The sequence below is a fragment of the Rossellomorea vietnamensis NBRC 101237 genome, from assembly GCF_001591825.1.
Taxonomy (GTDB): Bacteria; Bacillota; Bacilli; order Bacillales; family Bacillaceae_B; genus Rossellomorea; species Rossellomorea vietnamensis.
Genome location: NZ_BCVQ01000003.1, coordinates 37,647 through 53,123, shown reverse-complemented (window position 1 = coordinate 53,123; position 15,477 = coordinate 37,647). Strand labels below are relative to the sequence as shown.

The window sequence follows — 15,477 nt, the reverse complement described above, 5'->3', positions numbered from 1 at the left end:
CATAGACAGTGTCTATGGTGATGATGAGGAACATTCATTTCACTTATCCTGTTTCGGGGCGTACACTTTGGGTATCAAACGTTTGAAATACCAATACACAAACAGAAGGGACTTGTTCTTCATGCCAAACAAGAAGCATCCGAAAGAGAGTCTGGTCGTCAGCACGGACCAGGTTATGATCAATGATTTAAACAACTACAATACCCTGTTCGGTGGGGTTTTGATGAAGAAGCTTGATAATAATGCGACGCTATCCGCCAGACGTCACGCCCGGGTGAAGGAATGTGTCACGGCGTCAACTGATTCCATCGACTTCCTGTATCCGATCCACCAAAGTGACTCCGTTTGCGTTGAATCTTTCGTCTCCTATGTGGGGAATAAATCGATGGAAATCTTCTGCAAAGTGATTGCCGAAGATATGATTACAGGCGAAAGACGAATGGCAGCGACGGCTTTCCTAACCTTTGTCGCACTTGATGAAAATAAAAATCCCGTCAAGGTACCGGAAATCGTACCAGAAACAGAAGAAGAGAGATTCTTATTCGAATCAGGAAAAGAGCGTGCGGAAAGAAGAAGGGTCCGCCGCAAGCAGAGCAAGATCCTGAATGACATCATCGGACTCGAAAAACCTTGGAACATGGGAGGGGAGGCATCATGAGCATGATGGTAGCGGGAATGAACGAACTGCACGAAGCAAAAAAAGATGTAGAAGCACTGAAACAGGATTACCCTGAACTGAATGAGCAGCTCGTCCACGTCACCAGCCTGACGCGACAACTGCAGTTGAAGTATGGCTATATGGGGTCCTTGCTTCGGGACAAGGAGCTGCCGGATTATGAACCACAGTTTGTCCGTGACTCCATCCTCTCACTCTATCAGGATGAGGTACAGAAACTGAAGGCACACCCGAATATCGTTCAGCTGAAGGACATCATGAAAAAGCATAGACAAATCAGTGACTCGAAATTATTTTTATTGATCCTTGGCGCGAAGCCGGAACTGCTGCAGGGATCCACGATTATAAAATAATGGAGAGTGAAGCCGGAAGAGGGGAGTCTTCCGGCTTTTTTAATCTTGAATTCGCGGGATTAACGGACTATCTCCACATCACTCCTTTTTTTCGCTCAATTATCATTTCCTGAATGGTTTCTGCCATGAGTGCAACGCCTTCTCTAATCATTTGATCCTTTACATGGGACACACTGAGCCTGAGCTCATCATATCTCATGAATTCCTCAAGGTACATGGATTCCGTGCTTTGCATCAGCACGTTTTTATCCTTTAACCGTTGGATGAAATCACTCGCTTTCAATGAAGAAGGTAGCCTGACCGTAGAGTAAAAGCCAGATGCAGGGCATGTATAGGACGTATCCTCCGGCATGAAAGCATGATACGCCCTGCAAAGCACCTCTCCCTTTTTCCGGTATAGGTTCCGGATCTTTTCAATGTGGGCAGCGAACATCCCGTTTTTTAAATAGATCTCCAGAGCCCCTTGGGTGATGACCGGTGTATGGACGTCTGCGGCAAACTTGGCACGTTTGAATCCTTCGATCAACTCAGTGGGAAGGACGGCGAGACCGAGACGCAGACCCGGCAAGAGGGTTTTAGAGAAGCTCTTCGTATAAATGACCCTTCCATTGGGTTGAAAGGCAAACATAGGATCCTGCTTCAGATCAGGATCGAGATCCCCCATATAATCGTCTTCCACGATATACACATCATACCGTTCAGCGAGCGCAACGATTTTTCTCCGTTCTTCGTTCGTGTAACTATGCCCGGTGGGATTATGGAATCTCGAGACAAGGTAGAAAAATTTAATCTCTTCATTTTGAAAAATGGTCTCGAGCTGTTCCAGGTCAGGTCCGTCCCTCCCGATGTCAATCCCCATACTGGGCTGGTCTTTCACAGACTCTATGAAACTCGGATGGGCGGGCTGCTCGGTCAGGATGGTCCGCTTGCCGTTGGGGAACGGAAGGCGGATCAAGAGATGGAGGGCCTGTTGGGATCCCGTCGTGACAGCAATGCGTGAAGAATCGGTAAACACCTGAAGGTCCCGGAGATGGCGGGCGAGTTCTTCGCGCAGGGAGAGAAGTCCAAGCAGCTCGGAATAGGTGAACATGTCTTCTTTGTACCGGTCGATGGCCTGGTTCATGCAGTGCTTGTAGTCGAGATAGGGCATGGCATGTTTGTCGGGACCGGCAGATAGGAAGTCATAGACGGGTACTGCTGAACCGGTCTGTTTTTTATAAGGATAATCTTCAACCAGGTAATAGCCGCTTTTACTCACGGCATAAATTTTATGGCTGAACTCTAGTTCTTTGTAGGCTTTGATGACAGTATTCAAGCTGCATGAGAACTCTCCTGCAAGGGATCTGATCGACGGCAGGCGGGTCCCGGGCTTGAGGCGGCCGGACTCGGCAAGCATTTCAATGTAATGGATGATTTCTTCGAACTTGGTATGGGGCACTTCTATTTCCTCCCATCTGTATGGGTACAGTCTATGAAAAACGGCGTTGGACCCTGCCGTTTCTGTCAGTATACTAAAAATCAAGAACGATAGGCCTGTCATTCTAGTAAACCTTAAGGAGTGGAATGCAATGAAGCGAATCGCTGTCCTAATCATGAGTATGGCCCTGGTCGTCATGGGAGGAACGTATGCCGACGCCAAGACCAATGTTCAACCGGAAATCGATGACATGTTGAATGGAAAAGACGCGACCATCGTCATCCGCAACCTGAAGACAGACAAGGAATTCGTTTACAACAAGGAGAGAAGCGAGCGGAGATATACTCCGGAGTCAACGTACAAAGTACCACACGCCTTGATTGGATTATCGACGGGTGCCGTCAGGGATGAATATGAAGTGAAACGCTGGGACGGAACAGTGAGGGAGTTCCCGGACTGGAATCGGGATCATACCCTCGCTTCCGGCATGAGATACTCCGTCATCTGGTACTATCAGTCTATGGCCCGTGATATCGGGGAAGAGAGGATGCAGGAAAACCTTGAAAAGATGGATTATGGGAACGAAGATCTATCTGGTGGCATCGACTCTTTTTGGCTCGACAGCAGTCTGAAAATATCAGCCCGGGAGCAGACGGATTTTTTCGAAGGTCTGGTGGAAGAAAGCCTGCCTTATGACAAACAGCAGATGAGAACCGTAAAGCGGATCATGATCAATGAAGAGCAGGACGACTATATCATCCACGGCAAAACCGGGACCCGGCTGTCGGATTTCGGACTCGGCTGGTACACGGGGTATGTGGAAACCGATAAGGGAGAGTGGGTATTCGCCGTCAATTTGGACGGAAGCGGGACAGATGCGAAGAATCTGACGGTAGAGGTGCTGGAGAAGCTGCACATCATTCCGGAAGAATAATGGAGAGAGCTTACCCAATGAGGGGGTAAGCTCTCTTTTACATCTTGTGAAAAGTTCTATTATTTGAAATAATTAGGAAAAAGATACTTGGGGGAATCGAATTGCATGATCTATCTTGTAAATGACATCTACGACATTCTGAATGGCGTGGGGATCGTCTTTTTGATTTTGATTTCCTTTTTGATTTTTACGATTTTGAAAGAGAAAAAATAATGTTGGGGTGCTCCATGATGAAACGATTGGTGGGAAGGCTCATTTATCTGGTCTTCACGTTGTTCATCTTTGTCTTGTTATGGAAAGGGACGGCTATTTTATGGGAGGCTTTCGTGCCGTGGAATTACAGGACCGATTTATTTGGCATTTTGATTGTAACGCCACTACTGATTGTCTTGTCGTTCATTCTGTCAACGCTTGCCTTTCAGTACAGGAAAGATTCTTGAGGAGGAACATGGATGAGATCAGAGATCATTCCCTTTGACCCGAAGTATGCCAAGGAAACCGTGGCCATGTGGCGGGAAAGTAAGGAGCGGGCCATTGGGCAAAAGGAAAAACATACTGTGGAAAGTCACCTCTATTTTTTAACCAACATCCTGACTCGCCAGTACCAAGTTGATCTGGCACTCATAAATGGAAAAGTAGCCGGAATGGCAGCATATAATAAAACGGAAATCAGTCAGCTTTACATTCACGTTGATTATCAAGGACTCGGGATCGGTCAATTGTTTCTGGATAAAGCAAAGGCGAAGTCAAGCGGGTGCTTGACCCTGTATACCTTTGAAGTGAATGAGAATGCCCGGAGGTTTTACGAAAAGAACGGATTTGTGGTGATCGGAAGAGGTCACGAAAATGAGGAGAATCTGCCTGATATTCAGTATGAATGGAGACGGACATGAGAAAATACTTTGGTCTTCTGTCAATAGGGATTCTAATCGGCACGTTTTTGGTTTTACAGTCCCTTGTCGGGAAACAGGTCGGTCACCTATGGGGGTGGATCATCGCCATCGGATATGTCGGGGCTGCCTGGGCATCCTGGTACAGTGATCCGGGTTTTTGGAGGAAGGCATCGGCTGTGATTCTGGTGTTGCTGCCGGTTGGGTTTATCCTTGTGGTCGGGTTGTTTATTGTGGGCCTGAGGGGGGCGGGGTTTTAATACGTGAAAGAAGCAATCAGGCTTTACTGGTTGCTTCTTTATTTTCCTCGAACTTTGGAAAAACAGGATTACGACTGGGTCTCGGCGAATAGTTTAGAAGAATGGAAACAATTGTATAAAAACGGGGAGGTAAAGGATATGACCGAACCCACGAATGAAAAGCAAAGGCGAGTACAAGAAGTGTACAGAAAGTATAAGAGAGAGGGATCTTCCAACCAAACCTGGACATGGATTCTCATCCTCTGCGTTATCCCGGTGCTCATCCTCATGGTGACGAGCGCGTTATTCGATCTCGGGGTTCAACTGCCGAGGTTCTTTGGAAGATAGGGTGTATGTGATGAAACGATTGTGGATTGGGATAACCTGTTTGATGGTCAGTGCGATTCTTTATGGGTCGACACTTATAGCGGCTGCGGTTTATTCAGGCTTGCTGATGGGAGATGGCGGACTCGGATGGGACTTTCGGTACGGTGTATTCGGAACTGCATTGATTGAGGTTGGGACCTTACCATTGGTGTTGGCGGTGATTGCAGGGGGAATGGGAATCGTGTTGATTCTGTTGGAGTTTCGAAAGAACATGGCAGGGAATGAGGAGCAGCCTAAGGAGATAGAGGGATGAAGAAGCGCTTGTGGATGGGGTTAAGGAGGGTCCCACAAATGCAAAACAAATGGATCGCTTGGACGACGGAACAGCCACAAAGGAAGACAGGATCTATGCCGTGAACGTGTTTCATGATGAGAAAGTCATGCAGGTGCAAATAGAGTATCAATCTTTAGGGATGACGTATAGAGAAACGGTGGACATTGAGTAGGGATGGATGATCTTTTTCCGAGCTCGAACCTAATCAAAACCGTTTATCTCTTATTGGCTAGTTTGAGGACGGGTGGAAGAGGACTTCACGAAGAGTCCTCTTTTTTATGTGGATCGCTCAACTTCCCTTTTTCCCAATCGCATCGATATCCCAATCGATATAACCGAAAGGGTGACGATCATCCACACCACACCCGGCCAGTTCCACTGGTGATAGAAGCTTCCACTAACTGTACCTCCCACACTTGATCCAACATAATAAGCAGAAAGGTAGAGTGCCGACGCCTGTGCTTTATCATGGAGTGCTAATCGTCCGACCCAGCTGCTGGCGATGGAGTGTCCTGCGAAGAATCCGTATGTAAAGACGGCGATTCCGATGATTTTCACCCATAGATTCGGGTGCAGGGTTGTCAGGACGCCTGCTAACATGATGATAAGCGACAAGGGAAGGATTTTATTTTTTCCATATTGATCGGCGAGCATTCCCATCCACGTGGAGCTGAAGGTGCCGACGATGTAGACGATGAAGATGAAGCCGACGACGGTCTGGCTGAGTGAGTAGGGTGGTGCGATCAGCTCGAATCCGATGTAATTGTAGAGGGAAACGAAGCCGCCCATCAAGAGAAAGCCGATGGTGAACAAGTATGTGAGTCCCGGGACCTTGAACTGACTGAAAAGGGAGCCTGACAGGGACGTGAGCTTAAAGCTCTGTGGCTCAAAATGTACAGACTTTGGAAGCAGGGTCATGAAGATGATACTTGATAATAGACTGATGAAGCCTATTCCCATCAGTGCAATATGCCAGCTGAAATAATCGGTCAGGACGCCGCTGATGATCCGGCCGGACATGCCCCCGATGGAGTTCCCGCTGATATATAATCCCATGGCCATCCCCAGGCTCTTCGCCTCGATTTCTTCACCCAAATACGCCATGGCGACGGCGGGAAGCCCGGCGAGCGTGATGCCTTGGAGGATCCGTCCGAACACAAGCATATGAAATCCGGTGGCAAAACCCGTACAGATGGCAAGGATGGAAGAAGCCAGTAATGAGAACGTCATCACGGATTTCCGGCCGTATACATCCGATAACGATCCTGCAATCAGCAGACTGATCGCCAGAGCAATGGTGGTGGACGATTGGCTGAGACTCGATGTGGCCGGGGAGACATTGAACTCACGGGCGATTTCCGGAAGCAGTGGCTGCGTTCCCCACAGGATCGCGAAGGTGCTGAAGCCTCCCGCAAACAAAGCCAGATTGGCATGCTTGAAAGCTGATGTTCCCCGCTTGATGTATTCCATATTGCAGGACTCCTTCGTACAATTCTTGTATCTTCATCATACACCTAGCGAGAAAGCACTTCTATTAAAAGGCCCTATCCCCAAAAAGTATAAATTAAATTACAGAAATGTTAAAAACCCCCAAAACTGTTTATCTTTCGAATCACGAGGTATATAACCAATGTACAATCGTACAACACCATTTAACCAAACATAAGGAGGATTTTATTTATGTCAAACAGTAACAACAACAGCAATAACAACGGTAAAATGAGCTACGAAGAAGCCGGTCGTAAAGGCGGGGAGCAGACAGCGAAGAACCATGACAAGGAATTCTACCAGGAAATTGGTGAAAAAGGTGGAGAAGCCACTTCAGATAATCATGATAAGAAGTTTTATCAGGAAATCGGAGCAAAAGGCGGAAGTCAGTCCAGCAACTTAAGCAACAGCAACTCGGGTAATTCAAACAGCTCAAACAGCTCGAATAATTCAAACAGCTCAAACAGCTCGAATAATTCAAACAGAAACAATAACTAGAATCTGAGTCCTTGATGATTTCATGAAATATAAACTTGTACTAACTTTAAGGAGGATTTTATAATGTCAACCAACAATAACAATAACAGCAGCAATAGCAATAACAATAACAATAACAACAAAATGAGCTACGAAGAAGCCGGCCGTAAAGGCGGGGAACAGACAGCGAAGAATCACGACAAGGAATTCTACCAGGAGATTGGTGAAAAAGGCGGAGAAGCGACGTCCGAGAATCACGATAAGAAGTTTTATCAGGAAATCGGAGCTAAGGGTGGAAGTCAGTCCAGTAACTCAAGCAACTCTAGTAACTCAAGTAATTCAAGTAATTCAAGCAACTCCAGCCGCTCAAACAATTCAAACAGCAATAACTAGCACCGGATAATGTCCGGAAACGAAAGAAGACCTGTCGATCGATAGCGGCGACGGGTCTTTTTTTTTGGAATTTCATATGTTTACCGAGCGGAGCATTTTAAATCATCTAATAATGATTCTAACCTGGCTAAAGCGGACGATAGGTCCGGATAGGTTTCCACTGAGTCATGTTGTGAGATGACAAAGGCTTTGGATTCATGGGAATAAGAAACCTTCAAGAGGTCAGTATCATGTTCAGAAAATGAATGGGTGATGTCACATTGGGAATAGGTCTCCAGTGTCCGTAAGATGGTGTACAGCTCATTATTTTCTGACATTATCTACATCTCCTTTCAATAAAGGGAAGAATTTTTGTCTGATTTTGGATTATTTTAACATGATTGAAAGAGGGGGTGAAGGGAGAAAAGTCATGTTTTACATACATGTTTAAACCAGCGGGTGTGTATGAACGTTAGTTGAAATGAAAAAGGGAGCAAACCTGCCCCCTCACTTTCTATTTTAAAAGAAATAAATAAAGAAAAGTCAGCCCGCCGACAAGCAGGCCGCTCGATAGAGAAAGCCACTTCCACTTTGTCAGGGGTGCTTTCGTTTTCATCAATACCGTCAACTGCAGGCTGATGGATAAAAGGGCAAGGAATAAGAGCAGGAGGAGAAGTGTTGAACGGTCAAGTTGCTCCCTGCTGTATTCTACGAGTACATATCCGCCGATCGCGGAACCGATCACGATGATATAAAGGAAGAAGAACGCAGCTTTTTTCACGTTTATCCCACCTTTCCAAACAGATAGACGAGGGTGAAGATCAAGACCCATACGAGATCCACGAAGTGCCAATATAGGGAGAACACCGAAAGCCTAGAGGATGTTTCCCGGCAAACCCCTTTCACTCCAACGTGAATGAGCAGGATTCCCATCCAGATGACTCCTGCCAGGACGTGCATGCCATGTGTCCCGACCAATAGATAAAAAGAGGATAGGAAAGGACTGGTGTCCAGTTCAAACCCTTTTTCATAGTAGTGGATGAATTCTCTTGCTTCCATGATCAAAAAGACGCCTCCGAGGAGAAGGGTCAGTAGTAATAAGAGCAGCGTCTGCCTCGTTTTTCCCTTTTCACTCGAGCTGACACAGGCATAGATGGTGAAGCTGCTTGATAGTAGGAGGACCGTCGAGATTACGACACTCTTCAATTCCAGCATTTCTTCACTGGAAGGACCATCGGATAGATGGGATCTAAGGGTTAAATACACCCCGAACAGGGAGGCGAAGATGACGACCTCCGCCGCAATAAAGAACCACATGGCAAGCTTCTTGTCCTGCTCTTGTTCGATTTCAAATGCGTGTTGATTCATTGTGACCTTTTCCTCCTTTCTGCCCGCAGTTCATCAGGCGTATAAGGCGTCCATGTGCGTCCCGCCGTGAAGGATCGGAGCGTCAACATACCGATTACACTGATAAAACCGAACCATTGCAGGGGTGGGAAACCAAAGATGAATCCAAAGGATGAGACAAACAAGGCTCCTGCGAGCATCATCGGCTGTGCCGTATGATTCGATACGAAAATGACGTCTTCTTCCTCTGCCGTACGAATGGTTCCATCCCCTTCCTGCTTTTCATACCAGAGCTGATCGATCGTGGTGACGAGTGGGCGCTTGATGAAATTGCCCAGGGGCGGGGGTGATGGAATCGACCATTCAAGTGTCCGTCCTTCCCAAGGATCACCGGTGAGATCCCGCTTTTCATTCCGGTAACTCCAGAAAATATTCCAAAGAAAGATCATCACGGCGAGAGCCATGAGGAAAGCTCCGATTGTGCTGATAAGATTCAGTGTCCCTAATCCGTCGCTCTTTAAATACGTAAACACGCGGCGGGGCATCCCGTTCAATCCCATGAGATGCATCGGGAAAAAGGTGACATGAAAGCCGATGGTGAACAGCCAGAAATGCCATTTTCCGAGTGCTTCATTAAGTAGGAAGCCGAACATTTTCGGCCACCAGTAATACACTCCTGCAAAGATCCCGAGGACCGTCCCACCGACGATCACATAGTGAAAGTGTCCGACAACAAAGTAACTGTCGTGGTACTGATAATCGGCAGGGGCCGATGAAAGCATGACACCCGTCGCACCGCCGATGAGGAAGGTAGGGATGAACGCCAGTGAAAATAACATGGCGGTCTTAAATCGTATGACCCCTCCCCGCAGTGTGAAGAGCCAGTTGAATACTTTAATGCCCGTCGGAACTGCAATCGACATGGTGGACAGGGCGAATATGGCGTTTGAGATCGGCCCGAGCCCGACGGTGAACATGTGATGGATCCACACCATGAATCCGAGGAACCCGATCAGGACGAGGGCGAACACCATGGCCGGATAGGCAAACAGATTGCGTCTTGAGAAGGTGGTGATCACATCGGAAAAGATGCCGAACGCCGGCAAAATCAAAATGTATACTTCCGGGTGACCGAAGATCCAGAATAAGTGTTGCCATATGATGGGGTTTCCTTCTGTCCCCGTGAGAAAAGCCGTCCCATACACCCGGTCCATCGTCAGGAGTAACAAGGCGACGGTCAGAGCGGGAAAGGCGAATAAAATCAGGATCGATGTCACAAAGGAAGACCACGTAAATAATGGCATTCTCATAAAAGTGAGCCCGGGGGCCCGTTTGCGGATGATCGTCACCAGGAAGTTAATGGCGGACATGATCGTCCCCGCACCGGCGATCTGGATCCCGAGGGCATAATAATCGAGACCGGGACCCGGTGTATATACATCAAGGCTTAAGGGGGCAAAGCCCGTCCAGCCTGCAGAAGGCGATCCCCCCAGAACGAAGCTGATATTCACCAAAGCCCCACCGACAAGGAACAGCCAAAAGCTCAACAAGTTGAGGTGGGGAAACGCCAAGTCCCTGGCTCCGATTTGAAGGGGGACGGCGACATTCATCAGCCCGATCAATAACGGCATGGCGACGAAGAAGATCATCGTCGTACCGTGTGTGGTCATCATTTGGTTATATTTTTCACCCTGGAAGACCCAGAATTGGTTCTCCGGAAGTGCGAGCTGAAGCCGTATGATCAGGGCATCAAGACCACCGCGAAGGAAGAAGGCTCCTCCTGCCGCAAGATATAAGATGCCGACTTTATGATGGTGAGTGGAGGTTGCCCACTCCCAGGCCCACTTCCACTTTTTATAACGGGTCAACAAGAAAAGGGCAGCCGCGGCCATGAGGATGATCGAGATGTCTGCCGCAACGATATCAGAGGGGAATACGAATTCCCGTCCGAAAAGGGTGTACTTGATATCCATATTCTCCACCTCCTATTCTAATTGGGAAAGATACGTGCTTAAGGCGTCAAGGTCTTCTTCTGTCAGATCAGGAAATGGAGGCATGTTGACGTCCGGTTTGAATGAGGACGGGTCCCTGATCCATTTCTTCCTATTTTCTTCTGTGTTGGGTAGAACATTCCCAATCCGCTCTTTACCGGCCATTCCGGAAAGATTCGGTCCTTTGCTTCTTTCTGAAGGCGATACGGCATGACAGGTCAAGCACTTGGAGATAAACAGTTTCTCTCCTTTTTCAGATGCAGTGGACACCGCATCTGGTGCCTTTTTCTTCTGTTCCTGGTCGATCCATTGAGCGAACTCCCTTTCTCCGACTGCTTGGACCTGGAATCTCATATAGGAATGGGAAGCCCCGCATAACTCGGCACATTGGCCTTTGTAGACGCCTTCCTTAGAGGCATTCAACGTCAGCGTATTCGTCTTTCCTGGTATGAGATCTTTTTTTCCGCCAAGCCTAGGCATCCAGAAGGAATGAATGACATCGTCGGATTTCAACTGGAATACGACAGGCCGATCCACTGGTATGTAAGCTTCATTGGTCAGGGTGATGCCCTGATCGGGATAGTGTACTTCCCACCAATATTGGTGTCCCGTGACCTCGATCTTCAGTGGGTTATCACTGTTTTCAGATGATTCGGCGAGGGAAAAGGTTCCCTTAACGGTAGGGACGGCAAGAATCACCAATAAGAGAATGGGAATGACGGTCCACGCCACCTCAAGCTTCTTATTCCCTTTGACGTAAGAAGGAGTGACATGTCGGCGCTCCGGCGTTTCTCGATACTTCCATGTGAAGTAGACGAACATGGAAAACACGACAAAAAAGACCAGCAGCATGATGGCAATGGAAATTTGGAATAAGTTCAATTGAAGTTCGGCCACGGTTCCTTTCGGATCGAGGACTTTAAAAGAGCTGCAGCCTGTGAGGAAAACTACGGCCGGCAAAATAGCGAAACGAAGACGTTTCATGGAATCCCCCTTTCTTTATTTCTCCTGTACCGTCCCTGGACATAGGGCGGTAAACCTTTCCATACATACCCTACCTCTAAATTCTAACGTTTAAACGAAAAATTTAGAAAATAGTGGGGATTAGGGGATTTGTACCATGACGGAGAATAATATCTCTTGCTTGGCCAATACTATGATTGAAATATAACCTGCATTCAGAGCCCTCTTAGATTATCTATGAGGGCGTTTTTTAAAAGGGGATAGTGTATGCAAGAACGATATGATCAAATAAGAGAAAAGTCTCTGGAAGTGACCAGGGAGAATATCAACTATTGGCTGGAGTATTGTTTTCTAAGTCCCCGCTGGTGGTCCATCCTCGCACTTTTCATTCTGACCTGGGTGGTGTTTGTTTATTTAACGAGAAACGAAACGAATAAGCCGAAACTGCTATTCCTGGGACTTGTATGGATCATCGTTGCCGCCAATTTAGACGGATATGGATTTGACCTCGGGATGTGGGGATACCCTGGACAGCTGATTCCGATTCTTCCGAAAGCATACTTATTCGACTATGCCTTGATACCGGTCACTTTCATGCTGTTATATAAATATTTTCCTAAAGGGAAGCCGTTCTTTTATGCCACCCTTGTCCTTGCCGGTGGAGCTTCATTTGTTGGAGAGAGCCTGTTTGAATGGCTCCATATTTACAAGACCTATCACTGGAAAATGTGGTGGTCATTTGTGATTTATTTTGTTCTTTCCTATTTGATCAGAGGAATGGTAGAGTATATTTTTAGAAAAAAGGATCCAAACGATGATTGAGTTGTGAATAGAATGGGTAGAAAGGCTAACGTATGGTGTTGGCTTTTTTTAATGGGATGAATTGGCAGGGAATACCATCATTCTTGCTATCTAGTAAAACAATCTGTATCGTAGGAGGAAAGGGAGTGATCGTGTGACCGTTTCGGTGGCAGAAGTAGATTATTTAGAAGTGATGGAATATTCAAGGGATCCACTAATCATTCACACGGACTATAAGGTCCTGTACATAAACCAAGCAGCGGAAGAGTTCTTTAGAAGCAACAAAGAGAGCATGATCGGTGCGAGTCCCCTCGATATTTTTCAGGAAAGCTCGAAGGATGCCATCAGTCGGAGAATTCAATCTGCGTATGGAAAGCCGGCGGATGTCATTGAAGAGACCGTCTTCCGGATAGACGGGACGAGAGTGGAGGTCGAGTTGTATTGCCACCCTGTCAAAATCGGGGATACAAGGGCGATTCAAACCTACGTCTGGGACATCACAAAGCGGAAAGAAACGGAAAAGAATCAACATGATATGAATGATGAGATCAACGAGTTATCAGCGACCATCGTACCGTTGATCGATGATGTGGCCGTTCTACCATTGAGAGGGAAAATAGATCAAGACAAAGCCATGACCTTACTTGATTTAATTCCGTGCAAAGTAAAGGATCGAAACGTCAATCGCTTAATCATCGATTTCTCCGGTGTGTATACCCTTGATCGCATGGTCATCGATTATCTCTTCAAGATTACGAACGTATTATCCCTGCTCGGTGTGCGTTCCATCATCACAGGAATAAGGCCGGAATTAGCCGTTGAAGCGATCGAGGTGGGAATCGATTTATCCGCGATCCCAACGGTGGCTACTGTGAAAGAAGCCCTGGCGCAAATCGGCATGACGCTACAAGAACAGAATGAATCATAGAAAAAGCCCCCAAAGATCATACTATTGGGGGCTCGGAACTGTGTTCATTAATTGGTTTGATCCGCAAGTTTTACTAACACATGAGCCATATGCTCACGCTCTTCCTTATTGGCTACATGCCACATCTCATTCAATACCTTCTGTTCCCGATTACGCGGTTCCTCATGCTCCGCTAAATAGTCGGCCACGCGTTTAGCCCCCTTCGAAAGAGCTTCCTCTCCGAGACCCAGCTTTTCACCCTTCTGAACCTGATTTCCCAAATAGTCCTTGAACGAATCGAAATGCTGCAGAATGTCTTCCTTTTTGTCTTCATTCATATTTGCCGCTGCTTGTTTAGGATCGTGTGCGATAATGAATTCCTCCTTTAGTTGGTTGTAGTAGTGTGTTTCCCTATAAAAATAAGGTTAAACTTTTAGAGCACATTAGAAGGGGTCTTCCAACTCATACAATTTATGGTATGATATTATTGTGAAGTATATCACAATCTCATTTAGGAGGTTGGAAGAATGAATAAACTAAAAACCGCTCTTTACACGAGTCTGATCCTTTCTACATTCATGCTGATGCTAAGCATAATGGACGGAGGGCTCTGGATTTTTCCGATTGTTCTGATCTATGCTTTGGCCGGAAACGTTGCGTATGGAATTCCTGTGTCCCTGCTGTCAGATTGGCTGACGAAAAAGATGTGGAAAGGGCGATTGATGACCGCAGGATTTATCCATGCTTTATTTGGTGGTCTTACATACTTTGTGATCGACGGGTTTGCCTGGTTTGCGGTCATTTGTGCCGTTATCTTTTTTTTCATTGATGAACGGTTGAAAAAGAAGCATAGGTCTAATGTAGATTCGGATAACAAGAAGTTTTACCTGAAATTAGGAAGCGTTGTTTTTGTTTTATCTGCCATGATTGTGGTTGTAAATTGGATACCTGGTAAGGAGAAGGAAGAAGGGATCAAGTCTCAGTACCTCATCCCAGAAGGACATGAGGGGACAATTGTTGTTTTCTATGGTGTTGTGGATCAGCCACCACTTGAAAAAGAGGATGGGTTTTCCATGGTTCCAGTCGGGATTGAAAGTTTGCCTACCCTTATGAGGACGGATATTGAACGATTCGGAGTCTATCGGACTTCGACAAAAGATCAAGTACATCATGTGAGTGAAAATCAATATTTCTATGTGGATGAAGAAGGGAACCGGGTTCTGATAGAGGATGAGTGCATTTATCTTAGCGGAGGCGGCAGGGTGACTCAATCCGACGGGGGTAATATGACGTACGATGCATTCCAAGTGACGAATTCTGCATGCGGGGAAGACTTCCATCTAAACGGAAATGAACGATACTCAGCACAGGGAAGGGAAATCGAAAAATATTATGAAGAGCATGGGGAGCGTGACGAGTGAGTCGGGCTTCTTTTTTATAGGGATTGAGATTGCGACTGCGTTTTGAAATAATTGGTAGATATAAAGTGTAGGAGGTTACAATGGACAATCAAACTTTTAGAGCAGATCTTGACGCGTTTTTACAAGCATGGAGGAATTCATCACTCACAGAATTGGAGACTTTCATTTCCGCTGACTATCAAGCGAGGGAAGTAAGGGATGGAGACATCGAGGCATTCGAATATAAGGAGTCGATAGAAGGCTGGAAGCAGGGATTTGCCTACGTGAAAGGCGAACAAGCAGAATGGGACATCCGCGAAATGTCGGTCATTCCAATGAAAGAGGATGAAAGGATGGTCATTCTCTACGCCACCATCGTACTGGACGGAAAACCGATGGAAACCGGAAATATGTTCTTCGACACCTTTAAGAAACGAGAAGAAGGTTGGAAGCTGGTGAGGAGTTATATTGAGACGGGGGTTTCTGTTGGAGGGACGGACCTCAAAAATGATCTTTAAGAGTTGGGGTGTTTGGGAACTGGAGGTCCGTCCCTCAGTGTAA

The 15,477-nt window shown here is 46.6% G+C and carries 22 protein-coding genes and 1 pseudogene; 15 read left to right on the top strand and 8 right to left on the bottom strand.

Features of this window, described 5'->3' with window-relative positions; genetic code table 11:
* Positions 1–121: 121 nt before the first annotated feature.
* Together BVI01S_RS02350 and BVI01S_RS02345 are read left to right on the top strand one after the other, a co-directional pair.
* On the top strand, positions 122–658 hold the full coding sequence (locus tag BVI01S_RS02350; RefSeq protein ID WP_034761531.1) for an acyl-CoA thioesterase: 537 nt from the start codon (positions 122–124) through the stop codon (positions 656–658).
* Complete coding sequence (locus BVI01S_RS02345) at positions 655–1,029, top strand: hypothetical protein (protein ID WP_034761534.1); 375 nt, start codon at positions 655–657, stop codon at positions 1,027–1,029. The genes BVI01S_RS02350 and BVI01S_RS02345 overlap by 4 nt, the downstream gene beginning before the upstream one ends.
* 67 nt (positions 1,030–1,096) lie before the next feature.
* On the opposite strand, the gene BVI01S_RS02340 is transcribed toward BVI01S_RS02345, so the two are convergent.
* Positions 1,097–2,467 (bottom strand): aminotransferase-like domain-containing protein, encoded by a 1,371-nt coding sequence (locus BVI01S_RS02340; protein ID WP_244886837.1) that lies wholly within the window; start codon positions 2,465–2,467, stop codon positions 1,097–1,099.
* Positions 2,468–2,597: 130 nt separating this feature from the next.
* On the opposite strand from BVI01S_RS02340, the gene blaOXA reads away from it, so the two are divergent.
* The 7 genes from blaOXA to BVI01S_RS22425 all read left to right on the top strand — a co-directional run bounded on the left by blaOXA (position 2,598) and on the right by BVI01S_RS22425 (position 5,342).
* Positions 2,598–3,380, top strand: coding sequence for a class D beta-lactamase (gene blaOXA, locus BVI01S_RS02335; RefSeq protein WP_061809093.1), 783 nt, complete (start codon positions 2,598–2,600; stop codon positions 3,378–3,380).
* A gap of 227 nt (positions 3,381–3,607) precedes the next feature.
* Positions 3,608–3,820: a hypothetical protein gene (locus tag BVI01S_RS02330; protein WP_034762687.1), complete on the top strand. Its 213-nt coding sequence runs from the start codon at positions 3,608–3,610 to the stop codon at positions 3,818–3,820.
* Positions 3,821–3,832: 12 nt separating this feature from the next.
* Positions 3,833–4,273, top strand: coding sequence for a GNAT family N-acetyltransferase (locus tag BVI01S_RS02325; protein ID WP_061809092.1), 441 nt, complete (start codon positions 3,833–3,835; stop codon positions 4,271–4,273).
* Complete coding sequence (locus BVI01S_RS02320; RefSeq protein ID WP_034761546.1) at positions 4,270–4,530, top strand: hypothetical protein; 261 nt, start codon at positions 4,270–4,272, stop codon at positions 4,528–4,530. The genes BVI01S_RS02325 and BVI01S_RS02320 overlap by 4 nt, the downstream gene beginning before the upstream one ends.
* Positions 4,531–4,668: 138 nt before the next feature.
* Positions 4,669–4,857, top strand: coding sequence for a hypothetical protein (locus BVI01S_RS22705; protein ID WP_142245343.1), 189 nt, complete (start codon positions 4,669–4,671; stop codon positions 4,855–4,857).
* Between the two features lie 10 nt (positions 4,858–4,867).
* Positions 4,868–5,149 (top strand): hypothetical protein, encoded by a 282-nt coding sequence (locus BVI01S_RS02310; protein ID WP_061809091.1) that lies wholly within the window; start codon positions 4,868–4,870, stop codon positions 5,147–5,149.
* Positions 5,150–5,159: 10 nt separating this feature from the next.
* On the top strand, positions 5,160–5,342 hold the full coding sequence (locus BVI01S_RS22425; RefSeq protein ID WP_142245344.1) for a hypothetical protein: 183 nt from the start codon (positions 5,160–5,162) through the stop codon (positions 5,340–5,342).
* A 104-nt stretch (positions 5,343–5,446) separates the two neighbouring features.
* On the opposite strand, the gene BVI01S_RS02305 is transcribed toward BVI01S_RS22425, so the two are convergent.
* Positions 5,447–6,640 carry an MFS transporter gene (locus tag BVI01S_RS02305; protein WP_061809090.1) on the bottom strand — a complete coding sequence of 398 codons (1,194 nt, stop codon included), beginning with the start codon at positions 6,638–6,640 and terminating at the stop codon, positions 5,447–5,449.
* A 210-nt stretch (positions 6,641–6,850) separates the two neighbouring features.
* Here BVI01S_RS02305 and BVI01S_RS02300 point away from each other — a divergent pair, with 210 nt between their 5' ends.
* A complete protein-coding gene (locus tag BVI01S_RS02300) occupies positions 6,851–7,156 on the top strand; it encodes a KGG domain-containing protein (protein ID WP_061809089.1) in 306 nt (101 codons plus the stop codon).
* Positions 7,157–7,219: 63 nt separating this feature from the next.
* Positions 7,220–7,439: pseudogene (locus tag BVI01S_RS02295) on the top strand (KGG domain-containing protein); the annotation flags it as partial.
* 169 nt (positions 7,440–7,608) lie between these two features.
* Here BVI01S_RS02295 and BVI01S_RS02290 read toward each other — a convergent pair.
* From BVI01S_RS02290 to coxB, 5 genes are all read right to left on the bottom strand, one after another.
* On the bottom strand, positions 7,609–7,845 hold the full coding sequence (locus tag BVI01S_RS02290) for a hypothetical protein (protein ID WP_061809087.1): 237 nt from the start codon (positions 7,843–7,845) through the stop codon (positions 7,609–7,611).
* A gap of 176 nt (positions 7,846–8,021) precedes the next feature.
* Positions 8,022–8,288, bottom strand: a complete 267-nt coding sequence (locus tag BVI01S_RS02285; RefSeq protein WP_061809086.1) for a hypothetical protein — start codon at positions 8,286–8,288, stop codon at positions 8,022–8,024.
* 2 nt (positions 8,289–8,290) lie between these two features.
* On the bottom strand, positions 8,291–8,875 hold the full coding sequence (locus BVI01S_RS02280) for a cytochrome c oxidase subunit 3 (RefSeq protein ID WP_034761563.1): 585 nt from the start codon (positions 8,873–8,875) through the stop codon (positions 8,291–8,293).
* The gene (locus BVI01S_RS02275) at positions 8,872–10,746 is read right to left on the bottom strand and encodes a cytochrome c oxidase subunit I (RefSeq protein WP_082197475.1); all 1,875 of its coding nucleotides are present in this window, start codon (positions 10,744–10,746) and stop codon (positions 8,872–8,874) included. The genes BVI01S_RS02280 and BVI01S_RS02275 overlap by 4 nt, the downstream gene beginning before the upstream one ends.
* Positions 10,747–10,839: 93 nt before the next feature.
* Entirely contained in the window at positions 10,840–11,829 is a 990-nt protein-coding gene (coxB, locus tag BVI01S_RS02270; protein WP_061809085.1) for a cytochrome c oxidase subunit II, read from the bottom strand.
* 246 nt (positions 11,830–12,075) lie between these two features.
* Between coxB and BVI01S_RS02265 the strand changes: the two genes are divergently transcribed.
* Both BVI01S_RS02265 and BVI01S_RS02260 read left to right on the top strand, forming a co-directional pair.
* Positions 12,076–12,630, top strand: a complete 555-nt coding sequence (locus BVI01S_RS02265; RefSeq protein ID WP_034761566.1) for a CBO0543 family protein — start codon at positions 12,076–12,078, stop codon at positions 12,628–12,630.
* Positions 12,631–12,763: 133 nt separating this feature from the next.
* The gene (locus BVI01S_RS02260) at positions 12,764–13,537 is read left to right on the top strand and encodes a PAS domain S-box protein (protein ID WP_156477286.1); all 774 of its coding nucleotides are present in this window, start codon (positions 12,764–12,766) and stop codon (positions 13,535–13,537) included.
* A gap of 47 nt (positions 13,538–13,584) precedes the next feature.
* On the opposite strand, the gene BVI01S_RS02255 is transcribed toward BVI01S_RS02260, so the two are convergent.
* Complete coding sequence (locus tag BVI01S_RS02255) at positions 13,585–13,854, bottom strand: DUF3243 domain-containing protein (RefSeq protein WP_061809084.1); 270 nt, start codon at positions 13,852–13,854, stop codon at positions 13,585–13,587.
* Between the two features lie 189 nt (positions 13,855–14,043).
* Between BVI01S_RS02255 and BVI01S_RS02250 the strand changes: the two genes are divergently transcribed.
* Positions 14,044–14,937, top strand: coding sequence for a DUF6843 domain-containing protein (locus BVI01S_RS02250; RefSeq protein ID WP_061809083.1), 894 nt, complete (start codon positions 14,044–14,046; stop codon positions 14,935–14,937).
* 80 nt (positions 14,938–15,017) lie between these two features.
* Positions 15,018–15,434, top strand: a complete 417-nt coding sequence (locus tag BVI01S_RS02245) for a flavoprotein (RefSeq protein ID WP_061809082.1) — start codon at positions 15,018–15,020, stop codon at positions 15,432–15,434.
* Positions 15,435–15,477: the final 43 nt, after the last annotated feature.